Annotated in this window: 19 protein-coding genes and 1 pseudogene; 3 read left to right on the top strand and 17 right to left on the bottom strand. The window is 36.8% G+C overall.

Going from position 1 to position 17,300, the window contains the following annotated elements:
* Positions 1 to 110 precede the first annotated feature (110 nt).
* The 17 genes and pseudogenes from P4S61_RS14255 to P4S61_RS14335 all read right to left on the bottom strand — a co-directional run bounded on the left by P4S61_RS14255 (position 111) and on the right by P4S61_RS14335 (position 12,707).
* The gene (locus P4S61_RS14255; RefSeq protein WP_337118510.1) at positions 111 to 1,412 is read right to left on the bottom strand and encodes a hypothetical protein; all 1,302 of its coding nucleotides are present in this window, start codon (positions 1,410 to 1,412) and stop codon (positions 111 to 113) included.
* A gap of 9 nt (positions 1,413 to 1,421) precedes the next feature.
* Positions 1,422 to 2,177, bottom strand: coding sequence for a phosphocholine cytidylyltransferase family protein (locus tag P4S61_RS14260; RefSeq protein WP_179959173.1), 756 nt, complete (start codon positions 2,175 to 2,177; stop codon positions 1,422 to 1,424).
* A gap of 1 nt (position 2,178) precedes the next feature.
* Complete coding sequence (locus P4S61_RS14265) at positions 2,179 to 2,778, bottom strand: gamma-glutamyl-gamma-aminobutyrate hydrolase family protein (protein WP_149981534.1); 600 nt, start codon at positions 2,776 to 2,778, stop codon at positions 2,179 to 2,181.
* Positions 2,775 to 3,095 carry a PEP-utilizing enzyme gene (locus P4S61_RS14270; protein WP_337118511.1) on the bottom strand — a complete coding sequence of 107 codons (321 nt, stop codon included), beginning with the start codon at positions 3,093 to 3,095 and terminating at the stop codon, positions 2,775 to 2,777. The genes P4S61_RS14265 and P4S61_RS14270 overlap by 4 nt, the downstream gene beginning before the upstream one ends.
* 62 nt (positions 3,096 to 3,157) lie before the next feature.
* Positions 3,158 to 4,441, bottom strand: a complete 1,284-nt coding sequence (locus P4S61_RS14275; protein ID WP_337118915.1) for a hypothetical protein — start codon at positions 4,439 to 4,441, stop codon at positions 3,158 to 3,160.
* Positions 4,323 to 5,063: a PEP/pyruvate-binding domain-containing protein gene (locus P4S61_RS14280; protein ID WP_337118512.1), complete on the bottom strand. Its 741-nt coding sequence runs from the start codon at positions 5,061 to 5,063 to the stop codon at positions 4,323 to 4,325. The genes P4S61_RS14275 and P4S61_RS14280 overlap by 119 nt, the downstream gene beginning before the upstream one ends.
* Before the next feature lie 31 nt (positions 5,064 to 5,094).
* Positions 5,095 to 5,781, bottom strand: a complete 687-nt coding sequence (locus P4S61_RS14285; protein WP_337118916.1) for a class I SAM-dependent methyltransferase — start codon at positions 5,779 to 5,781, stop codon at positions 5,095 to 5,097.
* Positions 5,782 to 5,862: 81 nt separating this feature from the next.
* Complete coding sequence (locus tag P4S61_RS14290) at positions 5,863 to 6,363, bottom strand: adenylyl-sulfate kinase (RefSeq protein ID WP_337118513.1); 501 nt, start codon at positions 6,361 to 6,363, stop codon at positions 5,863 to 5,865.
* A 1-nt stretch (position 6,364) separates the two neighbouring features.
* The gene (locus tag P4S61_RS14295; RefSeq protein WP_337118515.1) at positions 6,365 to 6,979 is read right to left on the bottom strand and encodes an HAD family hydrolase; all 615 of its coding nucleotides are present in this window, start codon (positions 6,977 to 6,979) and stop codon (positions 6,365 to 6,367) included.
* Entirely contained in the window at positions 6,976 to 7,896 is a 921-nt protein-coding gene (locus P4S61_RS14300) for a transketolase family protein (RefSeq protein ID WP_149981527.1), read from the bottom strand. Before P4S61_RS14300 ends, P4S61_RS14295 begins: the two co-directional genes overlap by 4 nt.
* Positions 7,893 to 8,695, bottom strand: a pseudogene (locus P4S61_RS14305) (transketolase). Before P4S61_RS14305 ends, P4S61_RS14300 begins: the two are co-directional and overlap by 4 nt.
* 8 nt (positions 8,696 to 8,703) lie before the next feature.
* Positions 8,704 to 9,201 (bottom strand): class I SAM-dependent methyltransferase, encoded by a 498-nt coding sequence (locus P4S61_RS14310; RefSeq protein WP_337118516.1) that lies wholly within the window; start codon positions 9,199 to 9,201, stop codon positions 8,704 to 8,706.
* A complete protein-coding gene (locus P4S61_RS14315; RefSeq protein WP_337118517.1) occupies positions 9,147 to 9,365 on the bottom strand; it encodes a hypothetical protein in 219 nt (72 codons plus the stop codon). Before P4S61_RS14315 ends, P4S61_RS14310 begins: the two co-directional genes overlap by 55 nt.
* 7 nt (positions 9,366 to 9,372) lie before the next feature.
* Entirely contained in the window at positions 9,373 to 10,371 is a 999-nt protein-coding gene (locus P4S61_RS14320; RefSeq protein WP_149981523.1) for a GDP-mannose 4,6-dehydratase, read from the bottom strand.
* Positions 10,364 to 10,969 carry an SIS domain-containing protein gene (locus tag P4S61_RS14325; protein WP_337118518.1) on the bottom strand — a complete coding sequence of 202 codons (606 nt, stop codon included), beginning with the start codon at positions 10,967 to 10,969 and terminating at the stop codon, positions 10,364 to 10,366. The genes P4S61_RS14320 and P4S61_RS14325 overlap by 8 nt, the downstream gene beginning before the upstream one ends.
* Positions 10,966 to 11,913: an NAD-dependent epimerase/dehydratase family protein gene (locus tag P4S61_RS14330; RefSeq protein ID WP_145239453.1), complete on the bottom strand. Its 948-nt coding sequence runs from the start codon at positions 11,911 to 11,913 to the stop codon at positions 10,966 to 10,968. The genes P4S61_RS14325 and P4S61_RS14330 overlap by 4 nt, the downstream gene beginning before the upstream one ends.
* 68 nt (positions 11,914 to 11,981) lie before the next feature.
* Positions 11,982 to 12,707, bottom strand: coding sequence for a cytidylyltransferase domain-containing protein (locus tag P4S61_RS14335; RefSeq protein ID WP_182778321.1), 726 nt, complete (start codon positions 12,705 to 12,707; stop codon positions 11,982 to 11,984).
* 186 nt (positions 12,708 to 12,893) lie between these two features.
* Between P4S61_RS14335 and pseI the strand changes: the two genes are divergently transcribed.
* From pseI to P4S61_RS14350, 3 genes are all read left to right on the top strand, one after another.
* The gene (gene pseI / locus P4S61_RS14340; protein WP_337118519.1) at positions 12,894 to 13,934 is read left to right on the top strand and encodes a pseudaminic acid synthase; all 1,041 of its coding nucleotides are present in this window, start codon (positions 12,894 to 12,896) and stop codon (positions 13,932 to 13,934) included.
* Between the two features lie 249 nt (positions 13,935 to 14,183).
* The gene (locus P4S61_RS14345) at positions 14,184 to 15,779 is read left to right on the top strand and encodes a hypothetical protein (RefSeq protein WP_337118520.1); all 1,596 of its coding nucleotides are present in this window, start codon (positions 14,184 to 14,186) and stop codon (positions 15,777 to 15,779) included.
* The gene (locus tag P4S61_RS14350) at positions 15,769 to 17,295 is read left to right on the top strand and encodes a class I adenylate-forming enzyme family protein (protein WP_337118521.1); all 1,527 of its coding nucleotides are present in this window, start codon (positions 15,769 to 15,771) and stop codon (positions 17,293 to 17,295) included. Before P4S61_RS14345 ends, P4S61_RS14350 begins: the two co-directional genes overlap by 11 nt.
* Positions 17,296 to 17,300: the final 5 nt, after the last annotated feature.

The following is a 17,300-nucleotide window of genomic DNA, read 5'->3' on the forward strand; positions in this document are numbered from 1 at the left end:
CATCATATAAGGGGGAGGCTAATGACTTCTGGATGCCCATCAAGGAGTGAGTGGAGAAAAAAGAGCCCCCTCTGCCATAGCATACTCCGACCGCGACTTTAAAGTTCATATTACTGACCTGCTTGTTGAGGATTGATTTTTGTTAATGTATTAATACGCGCTACTAATATATCGAAAGCGTGCTGTAGATGATTCAAGTCGTCTTTTTCCCAAATAGTCATTTGAAGTTTACTATCATTAAAGAAAAAATCTTTTCCTATTTCTAAACCCGAACGCTTTGCTGTCCAAGATGAGCTCGCAGGGTTGTTTTCATCAATCATTTGGAAAATTATAGAGCGGGCCCCCTTAACAAAGCTAATACTGTAGTTAGGCCCACTAGACACTCCCATATTAATATAGGCTAGTTCGTACAGTGCCAAACGGACACAAAAGTCCATTGAAGCTTGGGGGCAGTGGATGTATTTTTTTAACCTGTCGTCAGGTTTTTCAGTGCTTTGATATGTATCTCTTATAATCACAGGGCAATATATTGTCAAATCAAGTGAATCAAGGAATGCAGACCACTGAGCAATGTCACTATTTCTTTTTGGCTGCGCTTCGTATTCTCGAAGTGTTATTACGATGATCTTTTTATTATCGGGTAATGAATTTAAAAAAGATGCAGCAAGATTTTTACCTACTAAAGGTGCGCTGAGGACGCTCATATCATATTTCAAAGGTACACTTCTGAGTAATAGAGTGTTGATAGCAGGTGACTTTTTATTTGTATAATACGATTCAGGGAAGACGTTCTCTTTTGTTGCAAGGAAAATAAAAGCGTCCTCTTTAAAAGGAAATTCAGTAATAGATATGTAGCTAGGAACACAGGTAAAAACTGTTTTGACTATTTTCTCAATCCGCCATACGTAATCATCAGCATCATGAAATCGAAGTGTATTAAAGTTTTCACCGACTGTTGAACGATCGTGGACTAAAATAAATTGAATATGTGTTTTATGTTGCTCTATTCTCGCAATTTCAGCTAACACCACAAAGTTAATTACATCAAAACATGCTAAATGAACTGATAGGTCGTAAACGGCATATAAGATATCTTCACTACTGACTTGCTTAGCTAATAATGCATTGTAATGAATTAGTTTTTTCTTTGTATGGTCAAAAAAATAAGTGCGCTCTAATGGCAGGCCTTTTTCACGTAAACCATTACATATTTCAGAAACAAACATGGAACAAATAATAATTCTATCAATTTGATCATGAGGGACTAACGCCAAATCTTCAAGGCTAAGAGCTTGAGTGCCTTTGTAGGACTCTCCACCATCCGTACAAGCAAATAGATTATTACCTGTATTGATTGAAGATTTTAAAAATAGTTCTGTCGGTGAACTTATACCATATATTATTGTATACATTTATTATTCTTAGTCTAAGCCAAAGAAAAGGCGATTTTGTTTATTATAAAGAGTGTAATCAGCTAATGTATCAAGTTCAATCCAGCGACCATCGATTAAAAGTACGTCGACGAAATATTGGTTCGCTAATTTTTGTAAAAGCGAAGTCATATACATATTTTTTACACTAAAATCATGAGATTCATTAATAAATAGTTGCAGTTGCTCTATTAGCACTGTTGCTTCTACTTTAAACATCCCCATAAATTGGGCCATTGCTTGTGATTGACTTGTAAGCTTATTACCAATATTTATTAATGTTAATTGATCATTGTATATAAAGCTTTCAGCGTCATCATATGGGTTTTCCATACGCATTTCCCAAAGTTCTTGCCATTTTAAATTACCAAGGACAGTTAAAGGGAATGAAGACTTATGCTTAATTAGTTCTTTTAATGTATCGGTATGATAGGCAATGTCTGCATAGAGAATAATGAATTCTTCGTCAGCATGTTTTTTAATCCAATCGATTGACTTAGCTAAGCTGAATACCATATTCGAGCTATCGTATTCAGTATTAATCACAATGTTATTTGTATACTCTAATATTGCTTCACTTTTAAACCCTGTGATGACTAATGTGTCTTTTACTCCTAAAGAGTTGAGTTGGCGTAATTGCCTTTTAAGCAATGGTTCGTGCCATAACTCCACTAAGCACTTTGGCTTATCTGTTGTTAAATGCTCGAGTCTTGAGCCTGTACCTGCGGCAAGTATAATGGCTTTCATTTTAAAATATATCCTTGAAAAGTTGTATATCTTCATCGCAGTAGGGGGTATTTCTTTCAGGGTGCCACATAATCCCAAAGATACTATAGTGGCTATGCTCTATTGCTTTGACTATATTGTCACTACTTTTAGCTTTTGTTAATAAAGGCTTTTTTGTTATAGTCGTCCCTAGAGTATGATATGAGTTTACAAATCTAGGTAACTGCTCTTCATCCGTTTTTATTTCAATTATCTTATTAACGTGGCCTTTTATACAGTCTAACGAGCCACCATAATGAAGTTGTATCATTTGCATGCCTCTGCATACGCCTAGAATAGGTAAGCCTACAGTTTCGCAATGTTCTATTAGAAAAGCCTCTACATCATCTCTTTCTGGGGCATCCCCAGCATAGTGCATTGGCGAATTGCCTCCTGTGAAAACAAAGCCATCTAACTGGACTCTAGCAAGCAGAGCACGACAAGTTTTTATACAGTTAGGGATTAGAATTGGTATGAATCCGCAATATAAAAAGAATTGATACCATCGCTGATCTAAAGCATCACGACGTTCACCATAGGTTGGATGAATATCAACTCGTTGTGTTATACCAATTAATTTCATCTGATAATTATCACTTTTTTATTGTTTGCATCTAGCTCTAATTTTTCGGCTTTAAGCCATTTTGCATATAAAATTTCCCCCGCGCCGATAACTGAAGGTATATTAAGTTCACCAGCTCTAATCGCCATATGGCTATTACATCCCCCATATTTAGTAATAAGCCCTGCAATTGGATGAGAAAACAACCAATCAAATCCAGGATCTGCTGAAGGAATAAAAACAATTTTTCCTGCCAGTTCTTCATGTGCAGCTGGGTTCATCGTTGTTTCGGCAACTATTTTACCTTGTGTAATATAGTTAGGTTCACCTTCAGGCATGTTAAAAAAGTATGCATCAGATGGACTCGATATTAGTGGCGGGAGTGTGATCTGTTGTGCTTTTAGGTGATTTTTTTCCCAGTATCGATAGAGCTTTTAATAATATTTAGTAGATCATCGCTACTTGAATAAGTTTTAAGTATGGATGATATATCAACATATGACATATCATCTGTATTTAACTGATGTTCAAGTCCTAACTCTGTAATAAGCTCAAGGGCATCACTTAGGCTATGAGTGAAGATAAACTTGGCATATTCTCTTCCCTCTATTGCACCTTTTATAAATGAGAACAGAGATATCACATCATGTTCAATGCCACTTTTTTCTAATAACTCTTTAAGGGCGGAAAGCTGTTCTAAACTCAAAGTAAAGTTATCGAAAGTTTGCTCTTCAACATTTTTATCTGATTGATTAAAGTAACGCTCTGGTGCCTTGTCATAACGAGGAGAAAGTATGTCGTATGTGCCTGGGCGAAGATGCCCATACTGCTGTAAAAAACTTGATAGAGGGAGGTTAATGAAATCTTGTTTTAATGTGGAACTAACAGTCGCAATTGAAGACAAAAACTTATTGTAGTCTTGCTCTGTTATTATATTTTTAGCAACCATTGAGCGTAAAAATTGCACCGCAATAAAACCAGCTCTCGCAAGCCCTGCAAATGGAAGTGTGCCATATCTTTTACAATCTTCCAGTAACCAGTGGATTTTCTCTACTTTAGATAAGTCGCTACTTAATATTTTTATTCGACGATTAGGGAGTGTGTTAATCTTTTCGATGTCTTTTTTCCATAAGCCATCATTTTTAATTATATTATTTGTTAATTTTTTTAGTGATTCAGTGAATGTTATTAATTCAGATTCGGAAAATCCAGCTTCACTTAAGCGTTTTAAACGCTCATTCAAATCTAAAGTAAAGCAAGAAAATATAATATCAAACTCAACTTTGTCATGCTTTTCGGGGGCATTTTTTAATTCGTTTATATAATAATTAACTAATTTTTCAGCAAGCCTATCAGGTGTATCTTTAGGTATAAATGAATTAAAACTTACTCTTACATCAATATAAGGTAAGCCAGCTAAGGAAAGTAAAAGAGGAAAGCTTCTTAGTTGCTTATAACCATAATTATTTCTTTGATATGCCCATGTTGAATCGGTAATTAACTCTTTATATAAAGAAAGAGCGAGTGGGCGAGGTCGAACACCAATAATTTCGGCTGGATTCCAATCAGGCATAATGCCTAAAACAGAGCGTTCTCCATTTAAATAAGGGTGTGGCTTTATGAATCTGCTTATAGTCGCTTCTAGCGTTTTTAATATTTTTAAAATGTTCTTGATCGCAAAAATTATCTAGGCTTTTAATTATCAAGGGTCTAACTTGAAATAGGTATAAATGTTTGTTTTTATCAACTGCAAATTCAATATCTAGTGCATCAAGCCCATATATTTTTTCGAGTTCTTTACATAGAGAGCATAATTTAAATTGCCAAGAATCTTTATCTAATCCATCAAATTGCTTTGATATATAACTGACATTCTCATTGGAAGTACCTGCGGTTATGGCGTCAGTTGAACTGGACAATGAGTAGTTTAAAACATAGTAAGGCGTATTGTTAGAAGGATCTTTTGTAAAAGCGACTCCGCTAATGTCTACATTTTCCAGCATTGGTTGAATGAATATTTCATCATTAGGGGTGTAGTTTTCAAATGATTGATAAACACTTTCTATCGCACTTTCTAGTTTTTTTACTCCTACGACATTGAGTATGGAGTCATAATAACCAGCATATGATTGAAAGGCGCTATCCTCACAGACAGCACTACTCCTTACAATTAGCTTTTTATCACTCCATTTATATAATGTAAAAAAACTATTCAGAACATCGTTAGATTCATTTTTCCATTGTTCTGCTGTAAAACAGAATTGCGGGAGTATCTTCGCAGTTGTTAAAATGTTCTGTAAAGACATTAGATTTTGCGATTTGGTAGTAAAAATCATTCTAACGGACTCTAGCTAGCCAAGCTCTTGTTTTATAGGTTGTTTCAATAAAATCTAAGTTGCTTGTTTTTTCTTCGACAAAAGCCATAAATTGTATAAATTTATCTTCACCTGCTTGTGCTCGAATATCGTTCACTGACCACCAGACGCCTAAATACTCTTCAGGTGTTTGTTTTATAGTATGAAACCCTTCTAAGTAAATAGCATCGGAGAATACATCGGCATTTCTTAGACGTTCAGTTAGTGTATCGGTAAAATCAGAGTTCCCAGATGATACGCGTTTTATATGAGGCGCTATTTCATATAACTTTTCTTCAATTTCGACAAGTAATGGATTGCACTCAATATGTCGAGGATTCCATACTGCTGTAAAAAAACCGCCCGGGCGTAGTACTCGAGAAAATTCTTTTATTGCTTTTTCAAAATCTACCCAGTGAAATGATGAAGCCATGGAAAGTAAATCGGCACTGTTGTCATTTAGCGTTGTATTTTCACCAGAGCCATTTACCCAGGTGATGTTTGTTTTTTGACTGTCCAAAATACCATGCTTTCTCATATCATCATTAGGCTCAATTGCGACAGTACTATTTAAGCCAGCGTGGTTGATCATACGAGTCCAAATACCAGTACCAGCACCGACATCTACAAAATCGATCTCATTATTATTCTTATCGACTAACCCTAAAATGGCTTTACATACTAAAGGGCAGTAACTAGGTCTATATAATGAGTAATTTTTTGCTAGGCCAGTGAAATCACCAAGTTTTTTTCATTTTATTAATTCCATTACAATTTTGTTGACTGCTTCAAGCGGCGTTTCTAGACCGTTATTATTAAGTATTAAATCCGGTGCTAATGGTTCTTCAAAAGGAATATCATACCCATGTAGATAATTCTTATTATTTAGCGCAGCTTCAGAATATAGCTGTTTTTGGTTTCTTTTAATTAATACGTCAGGTTCAACTTTAATATACACTTCAAAATACTGTTCGTTATTTAACCTGTTCCATTCCCTGACACTGTGAAACATGGATACTGTTGCACATATAACGGTAGCTCCTTGTTGAGATAGCATATTTGATAGCCTAGCATAGGTCATTGCTAGTGCTGAGCGAGAGTCATTATCGTAATTATGATTACCCAAAACCTCTCGCAGTTTATCTCCATCAAGAAGGATTACTTTATTTAACTTTTCATCCAATATGTTATGCAATATTTTTGCCAAGGTTGTCTTCCCTGCACCTTGACGACCTGTTAGCCAAATCACCATTTTAACTCCTCCTATTTATGAAAGAGTTAATCATTGGATGAACTTTCTTCCAATCACTCGTATTTAACTCAATGCTCGGATGTGGCTTTTGATTAAAAAGAATTTTTTTTGTTGGTAATGGAAATAAAGCGCTATTTAAGACACTACTAAGATCATCAATAAAAAAATCACATTGGAGAGTTGAAATCCGCTTTATTTTTATTTCTTGTTTTTCATGAAATGATATGTTTTCAGAGGCTATAGGTCCATCGGTACAATTAGTAAAACCATGACTTTTTAGCCAATTAGTGGCCGCAATATGAAAGTTAGTTTTATCACCAATAATTGGGTATTTAGTCTTATGCGACACGATGAAAATACTATGGCCTTCTTTTTTTAAGCTTTTTATTGCCTCTAGGCAACCTAGGTATGGTTTAGCTTGGTTAATTTCTTTCCCATATACGATACCTTGTAATTCAGTCCACTTTGGTTCATTTCCAGTATTAATAAAGTATGCTTTCACATCGTCTTTTGTTTGTCCCACTTGTTTTGGAAGCCAGCCTAATTTCACTCCAACGCGATGAAACACACCTGTATAGTCGGCAATAGTATTATCAAAATCGATACCGATAATCATATTACAGCTCTATTTTTTAGTGTTGTGATTATATCTAAAACAGTTAAACCTGCTTTTTTACGTGCATCTTCAGTACTATGAACTTGATCAATAAACCTATCTGGGATACCAAAACGGTGTACTCTTGGTGTTTTAGGTTGTTCACTAATATATTCAAGTACGGCACTGCCAAAGCCGCCATTCACATTGTGTTCTTCAAGAGTGATTATATGTTCAAAGCGCTCACAAGCTAAGGCTAAATATTGAGTATCAAGGGGTTTTACTGTGTGAAAACTAACAAGCTCGGCGTTAATGCCTTTACTTTGAAGTTCAATGAGTAAATCATGCGCGAGTGGCATAATAGTGCCCGTTGCTAATATTGCGACTGTTTGACCTTCTTGCATTGTATATGCATGTCCAAACTTTAGGTTAGGTAAAATTTTGTGAACCTTTGGCTCATTTTTTTTACCAATTCTAAAGTAACACGGCTGGTTGAGTTTGATTAATTGGGGCATCAATACGCTGAGTTCGTCTGAATCGGCAGGGCATACAATATTCATATTTGGCAAGCTTCGCATTAATGCGATATCTTCAAACGAATGATGGGTGGGACCTAAATTTGCGTACGATAAGCCTGAGCCCGTGCCAACGATGATAACGGGTTGGTTTTGATAAGCGATATCTATTTTTATTTGTTCAAAGTTTCTCGCTGTAGTAAATGGCGTAATAGTATAAATAAAAGGTTTTTGGCCCATCATTGCGGAGCCCGCAGCCATTGAGGCCATATTTGCTTCGGCGATACCTGCATTGATTGTTCTATCGGGAGCAATTTCTTTTAGGTTATTGAATAAACGATTACCGATATCAGCGTAGAAAAGCATTAAACTGGTGTCGGATTTAGCTAATTCAGTCAAACAATTTGCAAATGCATTTCTCATTTTAACCCCAACTCCTGTTTTGCTTTTTCAACTTCATCTTGGGTTGGTATACGATAATGCCAGTTGTTATCGTTTTCCATGAAAGAAATACCTTTTCCTTTAATTGTATCAGCGATTATACACACCGGTTTGTCGTAAGATTGCGCATCCATTAAAGCATCGCTGATAGCCGAAATATTATGACCATCAAGGCGAATTGTGTGCCAGCCAAATGCCCGCCATTTTTCTTCTAATGGTTCAAGGTGCATTATTTCACAGCTTTCACCAGTGCCTTGAAGTTTATTAAAATCAATGATGGCAACGAGATTGGATAATTGTTTACCGGCTGCAAACATGGCCGCTTCCCAAATCGTTCCTTCATTGAGCTCACCATCGCCCATGAGAACATAAAAGCGATTGGTTCTTTTTTGAATTTTACAGGTTAATGCCATACCTGTTGCAAGTGAAAGTGCATGGCCAAGTGATCCCGAAACTGTATCAACTCCTTTAGGGAGTTTATACCGAGGTGCTCTTCAAAAACAGAGTCGGTTTGCCCGTGTTGATAAAGATCTGCCACTGGGTAAAACCCCCTATAGGCAAGTGTGGTATAAAGTGCACTTGCAGCATGGCCTTTACCAAGCAAGAAGTAATCCCTGCTTGGCATTGATGGTGTTGATGGTTCTACATTGAGTACTTGCCAATAAAGTGCTGTTAATATATCAGTACATGACAGTGAACTACCCAAGTGTGGGGTTTTTGTTTTACTCGATACGTCACATAATGTGTATCGAATTTTTGCTGCTATTTGCTCTAAATTCATAGTTATCTCTATGGTATGAACCAGTAAAAATCGCCAGTGTAACCATGGTCTTTAAAGAATACCTTCCAATCATCAACATGCATGATGGTCTTTGCGGTTAATGCCCATTCGAGCATACGCTCTTTTTCTTCATCATTTCGATAGGCATCAACAGTTATAAATGACTTTCCTTTACTTACACGTTCAATTTCTTGTAACGCGATAGCACATTCTTTTTCATCTAAATTATGGATAGTATTGATTGACATAACGACATCAAAGCTGTCGTCATCGAAAGGTAAACTCTTTGCATCCCCTTGTTGAAGTAAGTGCTTAACTTCTTCTTTGGCATGCTCTAAAGCATAACTAGAAATATCCAACCCAGCTAATTTTATACCTTTGATATGCTGTTGCAGGTCATAGAGCATGAAGCCTTTGGCGCAACCTACATCCAGTAAAGAACTTTCTTTTGTTAATTGAAAGTGAGATTGAAGATCAGGAACAACCGGTTGCCAAAAGCGAGACATGTAGCTAAAACCACCGTATCCATAGGTACGATCACCATCAAAAAATCTTTACCATATTGGCGAGCAATTTCTCTATCAGCTTCGGTAATTACATTGGCTCTTCCCTTAGTGTCTCTTTTTGATTTAGGGTAGTTTTTTAATAAATCTAATTCTTTTCCTAGCATGAATACCTCAGGCTTTATGAATATAGTTATGTGGTTGTGTTTTTAGAGTATCAAGGTTGCTTTTGACCCAATCAATTGTTTTGGCAAGGCCGTCTTCGAGTGAAATACTGTCTTGCCATTGTAATTCTGATCTGATTTTTTGAGTATCAAGCAGGTAAGCAGCGTCTTTACCAAGTCGATCACCTGTTATTTCACATGTCTGTTCAAATGGGACGTTTAACATTTTGCATAACATCTCCACAATTGCGCGGATTGTGATCATACGCTCTGTTGAAATATGATAAATTTCGCCATTACGTCCTTGCTCTCCAATTAACTGTGTTGCACTAGACACATCATCAATATGGATAAATGAGCGGGTAGAGTAGCCGCCACCATGAAGCGGTAGCTTTTTGCCTAATAATATAGATAGTATTGTTTTTGGAATTATTCTATACAGTTGTTGTCCTTCACCGTACACGTTGGCTGCCCTAGTAAAAACAACTGGGAAATCATAAACATCAGAAAATGTATGAAGACTCATATCGGCAGCGGCTCGTGATACAGCATAGGGCGTGCTTGGTTGGTAGTTCCTATGCTCAGGAACCAATCCTTCGCAGCTGCCGTATACTTCAGGTGTAGAGATATGTATGTATTTATCTAAACTATCGAGTTGACGAAGTGCATTGTGTAACTTTATGGTTGATACTGCGTTGGTCATAAACCAATGTTCAGGATATTCCCAGCTTTGGCCAACCATACTTTGCGCTGCAAAGTTATAAATTGTGCCAACATTTTCTTGTTTGATGAGTGCTAATATTTCATCTAAGTGATAATTTAGATCGAGTTGCTTAAACGCTAAGTTTTGTGTTTGGTGATCTAGCCACTTATAAGGAAGTAATGCATTCACAGGTTCTTCTGAGCGGCTGATCGCGATTATTTTTTTATCTTGCTTTAGCATGTGCGAGCAAAACGAAGCGCCAGAAAATGAATTACTTCCTATTACAATAATTGGTGAATCAGTCATTCTGTAATTCCTGATATAGAGCTTTCATTAAAATATGCCCGACAATAACTTGGGTATCTTCTGATATCTGCATATCTTGGACTTCGAAATGGAAAACTTGGTCAAGCATCGGCTTAACTTTACCGCCAGAAAACCCTAAAATGCCCACTGTTTTCATGCCAATGTCGAGTGCTTGTTGAGTCGCTCTAATTATATTTTCAGAGTTACCGCTACCAGATAAAACAAGTAAAATATCATTGCTGTTTGCTTTAACTTTTAGCTGATGTGCAAAAATATTTTCATAACCAATGTCATTGCCTAGGCAAGTTAAAACAGAGCTGTTTGCTGGTAATGCTTCAACTTTTAATGCATTACCTTCTGGGCTAATACCAAATGTAAAGTCATTTGCAAGGTGGATTGCATTTGCTGCTGAGCCGCCATTGCCACATAAATATAAAGTGCCGTTATTTGCCTTCATAGTAAGTAAGGTATCAACAAGACTCTTAACTTGTTCACTATCTAACTGTTTTAATACATCCGTTAGGGTGTTCACATAGTTTGTTGTCAGGTTTTTCACTGAATCCTTGGCTATAGTGGTTGCAGATTGGTTGTTAGTCATAAAACTTCTCTTTGCATCCATTTAAGGTTGTAAAAATGGTCTTCATCTTTAAGTAAGTCTTGTTTGTAAGCTGTAATAATTTCGGTAATGGCTGTGTCGACATTTTTATTGGGTGTAAAACCGGTAGATAGTAACTTATCTGAATTAATACGGTAACAACGAGGGTCATTTGAAGGAGTAACCTCAATCTCACATGCTATTTTAGCCTGTACCATTTTTGCTATATCCATAATTGAGATATTTTCAAACCCTGCATTAAAGACACCAGAGACTTTCTCTGGATTATCCAGCATATAAATATAGAGATCAGTAATATCGTCAATATGAATATTTGGTCTGACTTGATCGCCGCCAAACACTGTGATTTTTCCATTTTTTAGAGCTTGCATTGTCAGCATATTGACAGAAACATCTAAGCGCATTCGTTTAGATAAACCGCATACAGTTGCTGGGCGTACAATTTGTACCGCCATGTCGTCGGCATAACTAAGAAGTACACGCTCTGCAACCATTTTCGTTTTGTTGTATTCAGAAATAGGCTCAAGCGTTAAGTCCTCAGTTACTTGCTCTTCATCTTTAACGCCGTATACGCTACCCGATGACGCATAAATAAACTGTTTTATTCCACAGCGCTTTGCTTTATCGGCTAAGCGCATAGTTGCTAACGCACTCACTTCCCATGTTAATTTAGGGTTTAAATCACCACAGGGATCGTTTGCGATAGAAGCAAGATGAATAATAGAATCCACACCGTCTAAGTTAATCGTATCAGTGTCGCGTACGTCACCTTTAATGACTGAGAGGTTGTCATGAGAGGGCAAAAAATTACCAAACCATTGGATGTCAAACGCGATTACGCGATGGCCTAAAGCCAGTAGTTTTGGAACCAGTACAGTTCCTTTATAGCCAGTTGCACCGGTAACTAATATTGTTTTTGGATTCATTTAATATTCTCTAATTCTTTGGTAGTCATAAATATAATGTTCAATGACATACAATTATTATGCCTAACTTAAGTAGATTTTTGCTCTACATGTTTATTTATATCGGTGATGTGAGGGTTTTCCTTTAATGTTTTTATTAAATCATTATAGGAAAAATCTACTTTATTCAAAAAATGCTCATAAACAGCGGTAATTGCTTTGTAATCGTCTGGTTCATCAAGTGTTAGGCGAAAGTGGCTATAATCTTCATACGCACTGAATGTGTGAGTCGTTATAGTCTTAAATTTTGCCATGCCTAACGTAACATGCTCACGATCGTCCGGTGATGTTGCTTTTAGATGGGTATTCTCTAGTAAATCAAATGAAAATGCGCAGCAGTCAAGTCCTCTAGGGTAACCACTATGAGGACCTAAATTAACCATGTCATAGGTTTGAGTCACTCTTTCATTAATCACTTTGTTACATAGCTCTTCATCAATCAGTGGACAATCACTCGTTAGCCTAACTATGGTTGTAGATGATTGAGCATTATAATGTTTAGCAGCCAGATAATAGCGGCTTAGTACGTCTTGTGTATCCCCTTGGTAGGTTTTAATATTCAGCTGTGTGCATAAATCCAAGATAGGCTGCTCAGTGCCATCATTAGTTGTTGCGACAATGATTTGATCGTGCCAGTTTGGTAAGCGTTCAAGCATAATTTGTAACACTGGTTTGCCACACAGCGGCAACATCACTTTGGCAGGCAATCTGGTTGATGTCATACGTGCTTGAATTATTATTAATACATCAGACATGGTCACTGGTAATCGTAATTATTATTGAGATAAATATAGCAAATCATTACACTCTTGCACATAACTTAAAAGTTAAAATCCTTTTGGATCAATATAGTTTATCAAATTGTAAGCTATTGTAGATAATTAGGTATGAAATTTGCTTTGATTTAATGATTTTTTGACAGTGCAATTTAAGGGGCGCAAATGGCGTTTAATTCTGAAATTACCATCGATGGTAGAAAAATTGGGCCAGGTCATCCTGTGTATATTATTGCCGAAATGTCAGCAAACCATGGTCAAAATTTAGAGCAGGCGAAAGCGTTAGTTAGAGCCGCAAAAGAGGCCGGAGCTGATGCGATAAAGTTACAAACTTACCGCGCAGATACTTTAACAATGGATTGTAAATTACCGCATTTTGAAGCAACAGGTCCATGGCAAGGACAATATTTATATGATTTATACGAAGGGGCATATATGCCATGGGATTTTCACGCCCCTTTAATTCAGCTGGCGAATGAAATCGGTATCACTATTTTTTCTTCACCATTTGATGATTCTGCAGTCGATTTATTGGAATCTTTTGATTCACCTGCATATAAAATAGCTTCGCCAGAGTTGATAGATCATGATCTGATTCGAAAGGTGGCTGCGACTGGAAAGCCGATGATTATGTCAACAGGTGGTGCAACCCTAGCTGAAATAACTGATGCGGTTCAAGTTGCAGAGCAAGCAGGCGTTAAAGAGCTGTGTGTATTAAAATGTACTAGTACTTATCCAGCTCCCGCGGAGTCGATAAATTTAGCCACAATTCCTCATCTAGCGGATAGTTTTAAATGTCCTGTAGGACTTTCTGATCATACTTTAGGGAATGATGTACCCATAGCATCAGTCGCTTTTGGCGCCCATGTTATCGAAAAACACTTTGTATTAAGCAAAGATAATGAAACGGCTGATAGTTTTTTTTCAATGACACCAGATGAACTTAAAGCATTAATACATGGTGTTCGACAAGTCGAAAAAGCTATTGGAACAATACATTATCCCCTTAAACCTTCACCTAATCGCCGTTGCTTATACACGACTAAAGATGTTGCATCAGGAGATGTTTTAACCATTGATAATGTTGCGAACCTTCGACCTGGTGGTGGTGAGTTAGCCCCGAAAGAATTACCGAATGTTATTGGTAGGAAAGCGCGCCTATTTTTACCTCGTGGTACACAGTTATGTTGGCAGGATATGGAATAATTAGCATGATAAACGAAGAGCTGTTGCAGGGTTTTTTTGTGATTTTTTAATCGCACGAGGTATTAGTATTTCAAAGCAAAATATTAATAATTTTAATTTTATTGGCTCAGGTAGCATTGATTCATTTGAAATTCTTAGCATGATCATGGAGCTTGAGATGCTTACAAATATTCATCTGAGTCCAGATGAACTTATGGATGAGAATAATGCAACCGTGGGTGGTTTGATTGAAACGCTATTGAGTAAGCAATGAATATTGTAGCTCGAGTTTCTACGTGTTTAGGCATTGGACATTTAATGCGTATAAAATGGCTGTTGCTTGAGTTGCAGTCAAATGCTCAGGCAAGTATAACTTTGGTTTTGGATATTCAAAAAGCTGATGTAGCGCCTTTTATACAAGAACTAGTATGTGATGATATACATTTTGTTGAAACGGCGTCTCAACAAGATATTGCTACTTTATTAAGAGTAATAAAAACCTCAAATGCTGATTTGGTAATACTGGATCATTACGATTTAGACGTTGAATATGAAAAACAAATTTATAGCGAGGGCAATAAATTAGCGGTTTTTGATGACCTTGGCAGAGACCATTATTGTGACTTTTTATTCGATGCTAAGTGGATGGGGGAGCTAACCCAAAAACGTTATGATAAAAAATCACCAGCAAAAACTCGTCATTTTTTAGGGCCGGATTTTTCATTATTAGCTCCCTCTTTTAGCCAAGCGTTGGCTTTGGATACGCACGTTTCGCAAAGTAAAAATAAAACGAATATTTTTTGCTCTTTGGGTGGCGGTGGCGATCTTTGCATTTTTGCATCATTAGTTAATTCTGTACCTCATTATCTACATAGTCGGGTCCAGTTTACGATTGTAATTGGTCCGAAAGCAGAAAATAAACAAGCGATTACTCGCCTTGAAGAGAAATTTAAAAACATAACGATTTTATGTTCTCCCTTGTCTCTAGCAAATGAATATCGCAATACTGATTCATTTATTGGAGCATTGGGTACATCATTATATGAACTGGCCGCATTAAAAGTACCTGCAATTACATTTTCTATTGCAGTTAATCAAGAAAATGATATTACCCATTTACAACAGTTAGGACACTTTCTACATTTAGATAAATTTTTAGATTCTCATGCGACCTTATTGGGTACTCGTTTGGCAGATCTTATTAGTTATTTACCTCGTATTAAAAGACTACGCCATAAAGCTACCGTTACTGTTGATGGCTTAGGTGTAAAGAGAGTTGCTGCAATTTTGCAAGCGCAGCCGTATCACGTCACTGATATAAATGTCCAAGTAGGAGCAGTAAACTACATTGCCCAACTTACAACAGAATATGCAGTACGTGAGGTTGAGGATAGCGATGTAAATAATTACTTAATTGCTAGGAACTTACCAAATAATTCACAGAAGATGACTGTCAGTAATGATATTCCAAGACTCGATCATTACCTATGGTGGTTTCGAAGTGAAAGGAAATCATACGTTGTTGAACAAAGAGGTATTCCTGCTGTTTATGTATGGCATCAGCATATATCTGAAAAATCGAATGATTATTTATATGGTGGATGGTTTACGGCGTGCAATGATGTGCCTTTTAATTTGGCTATGCTGACCCTTCAATGGCAACTTGAGTTTTGTAAAGCGAGTCATCCCAATGCTATTTGGCTTGCGGTGATCCATAAAGACAACAAATTTGTAAATTTGCTAAATCGCTATATGGGATTTGTGGCAATACCAATACATTCAAAAGAATATAAAGTAACGCAACAGTTATTTCCTTTGGCCGATGAGCAGTTTAATTTTGTAATGTGGGACCCAAATGCACAATAAAAATATATACCAGCTTGTTCAATCACATACGGTTACTCAACCTGAGAAAATTGCGTGTATATATCAACAGACCCAAATTAACTACCAACAACTAATAAATAAGGTTGATTCTTTAGCTGCTGGCCTGACTCAGTTAGGAATTAAGCAAGGACATAAAGTTGCGTTATTTTGTCCAAATAACCTCGAGTTTACATATTGTTTATTAGCTGCGGCTAAACTGGGTATTGCGCTTGCGCCATTACCACTAACTCTTAAAGGACAGGCTTTATCAAAAGCGTTACAAGTAGCTGATTGCGAGTATGCTATAGCATGGATAAGTGTGGCTGAACAACTTGTTAATAATGATGTTTTAGCTTCCGACAATATAATTACGATAGGTGGCAATAGTGATAACTTGATTGATTTGGTCAATGTAATGTCTGCATCCACGGCGCAATATGATGAGTTTCCAGTAGAAAATATCAATTTACCTTATATTCTTACCATGACTTCAGGTTCTACTGGTCAACCTAAGCCAATAGTATTTACTCAAGCGACTAAAATTGTTCGCGCATTTGATGCGACGGCTCAGTATTACCAATTAGATAAAAGCGATGTTGTGTTGGTTTCAACACCTTTATATCATTCACTTGCACAGCGCTCTTTACTGATGCCACTAATGTTGGGCGCAAGTGTAGTTATTTTACCCAAGTTCTCAGTTAATGCTTGGCTTGATGCAATCAATACTCATAAAATTAGTTTTTTATTTGCTGTTTCAAGTCAACTAAAGGCCTTGATCCCAGAGTTAGCAAAAGCGCAGTTAACAAGCTTGAAGTGTGTTGTATCATCTTCTGCAACGCTTGAAAGCGACGACAAAAAGTCACTGTTATTAGCCTTGAATTGCCGTTTTCATGAATGTTATGGGGCATCAGAAATGGGGGTGATCAGTGATTTTGATATAACCGAGCCGAATGTACCGATCAATAGTGTAGGTAAGCCTTTACCAAATCTGAAAATAAAAATATGTGATGCTGAACGTAATACTTTGTCTAATGGTAATATCGGTGAAATAGCTTGTCGCTCACCAACTGCGTTTGCACAATATTATAACTTACCAGAGCAAACTGCGCAGAGTTACGACAGTGATGGTTATTTTTTTACTGGTGACCTTGGTTATTTGGATGATGATAATTATCTTTATTATGTTGGTCGAACAAAAGAAGTTATTAAATCGGGCGGGATCAATGTTTACCCGAGCGATATTGAGTTGGTAACTAATTACTTACCTTGGATTGCTGAGTGTGCGGCTTTTGGAGTAAGTGATGATAAATTTGGAGAAGTCATTTTATTATCTTTTGTTTGTAATGATACTGCGCCAGTGAATGCAAAAATGCAGTTGCAAATGCATTTATTCAAAGAACTTACTGACTATCAGCAACCGCGAATTTTGTTTGAGATGAAAAGACTGCCAAAAACCGAAATGGGTAAAATCCATAAACCGAGTATCAAGCAGGCATATCTAGAGAGTTGTAATTAAGCGTA

Origin of the sequence: Pseudoalteromonas sp. B160, from assembly GCF_037162485.1 — a bacterium.
Lineage (GTDB): Bacteria > Pseudomonadota > Gammaproteobacteria > Enterobacterales > Alteromonadaceae > Pseudoalteromonas > Pseudoalteromonas rhizosphaerae.

Coding starts and splice junctions, on each gene's coding strand:
- P4S61_RS14255 (WP_337118510.1), bottom strand. CDS start 1,412: ATGTATACAATAATATATGGTATAAGTTCACCGACAGAACTATTTTTA.
- P4S61_RS14345 (WP_337118520.1), top strand. CDS start 14,184: ATGAATATTGTAGCTCGAGTTTCTACGTGTTTAGGCATTGGACATTTA.
- P4S61_RS14350 (WP_337118521.1), top strand. CDS start 15,769: ATGCACAATAAAAATATATACCAGCTTGTTCAATCACATACGGTTACT.
- P4S61_RS14295 (WP_337118515.1), bottom strand. CDS start 6,979: ATGATTATCGGTATCGATTTTGATAATACTATTGCCGACTATACAGGT.
- P4S61_RS14300 (WP_149981527.1), bottom strand. CDS start 7,896: ATGAGAAATGCATTTGCAAATTGTTTGACTGAATTAGCTAAATCCGAC.
- P4S61_RS14310 (WP_337118516.1), bottom strand. CDS start 9,201: ATGTCTCGCTTTTGGCAACCGGTTGTTCCTGATCTTCAATCTCACTTT.
- P4S61_RS14315 (WP_337118517.1), bottom strand. CDS start 9,365: ATGCTAGGAAAAGAATTAGATTTATTAAAAAACTACCCTAAATCAAAA.
- P4S61_RS14265 (WP_149981534.1), bottom strand. CDS start 2,778: ATGAAATTAATTGGTATAACACAACGAGTTGATATTCATCCAACCTAT.
- P4S61_RS14320 (WP_149981523.1), bottom strand. CDS start 10,371: ATGACTGATTCACCAATTATTGTAATAGGAAGTAATTCATTTTCTGGC.
- P4S61_RS14260 (WP_179959173.1), bottom strand. CDS start 2,177: ATGAAAGCCATTATACTTGCCGCAGGTACAGGCTCAAGACTCGAGCAT.
- P4S61_RS14325 (WP_337118518.1), bottom strand. CDS start 10,969: ATGACTAACAACCAATCTGCAACCACTATAGCCAAGGATTCAGTGAAA.
- P4S61_RS14330 (WP_145239453.1), bottom strand. CDS start 11,913: ATGAATCCAAAAACAATATTAGTTACCGGTGCAACTGGCTATAAAGGA.
- P4S61_RS14280 (WP_337118512.1), bottom strand. CDS start 5,063: ATGTCTTTACAGAACATTTTAACAACTGCGAAGATACTCCCGCAATTC.
- pseI (WP_337118519.1), top strand. CDS start 12,894: ATGGCGTTTAATTCTGAAATTACCATCGATGGTAGAAAAATTGGGCCA.
- P4S61_RS14270 (WP_337118511.1), bottom strand. CDS start 3,095: ATGCCTGAAGGTGAACCTAACTATATTACACAAGGTAAAATAGTTGCC.
- P4S61_RS14335 (WP_182778321.1), bottom strand. CDS start 12,707: ATGTCTGATGTATTAATAATAATTCAAGCACGTATGACATCAACCAGA.
- P4S61_RS14290 (WP_337118513.1), bottom strand. CDS start 6,363: ATGGTGATTTGGCTAACAGGTCGTCAAGGTGCAGGGAAGACAACCTTG.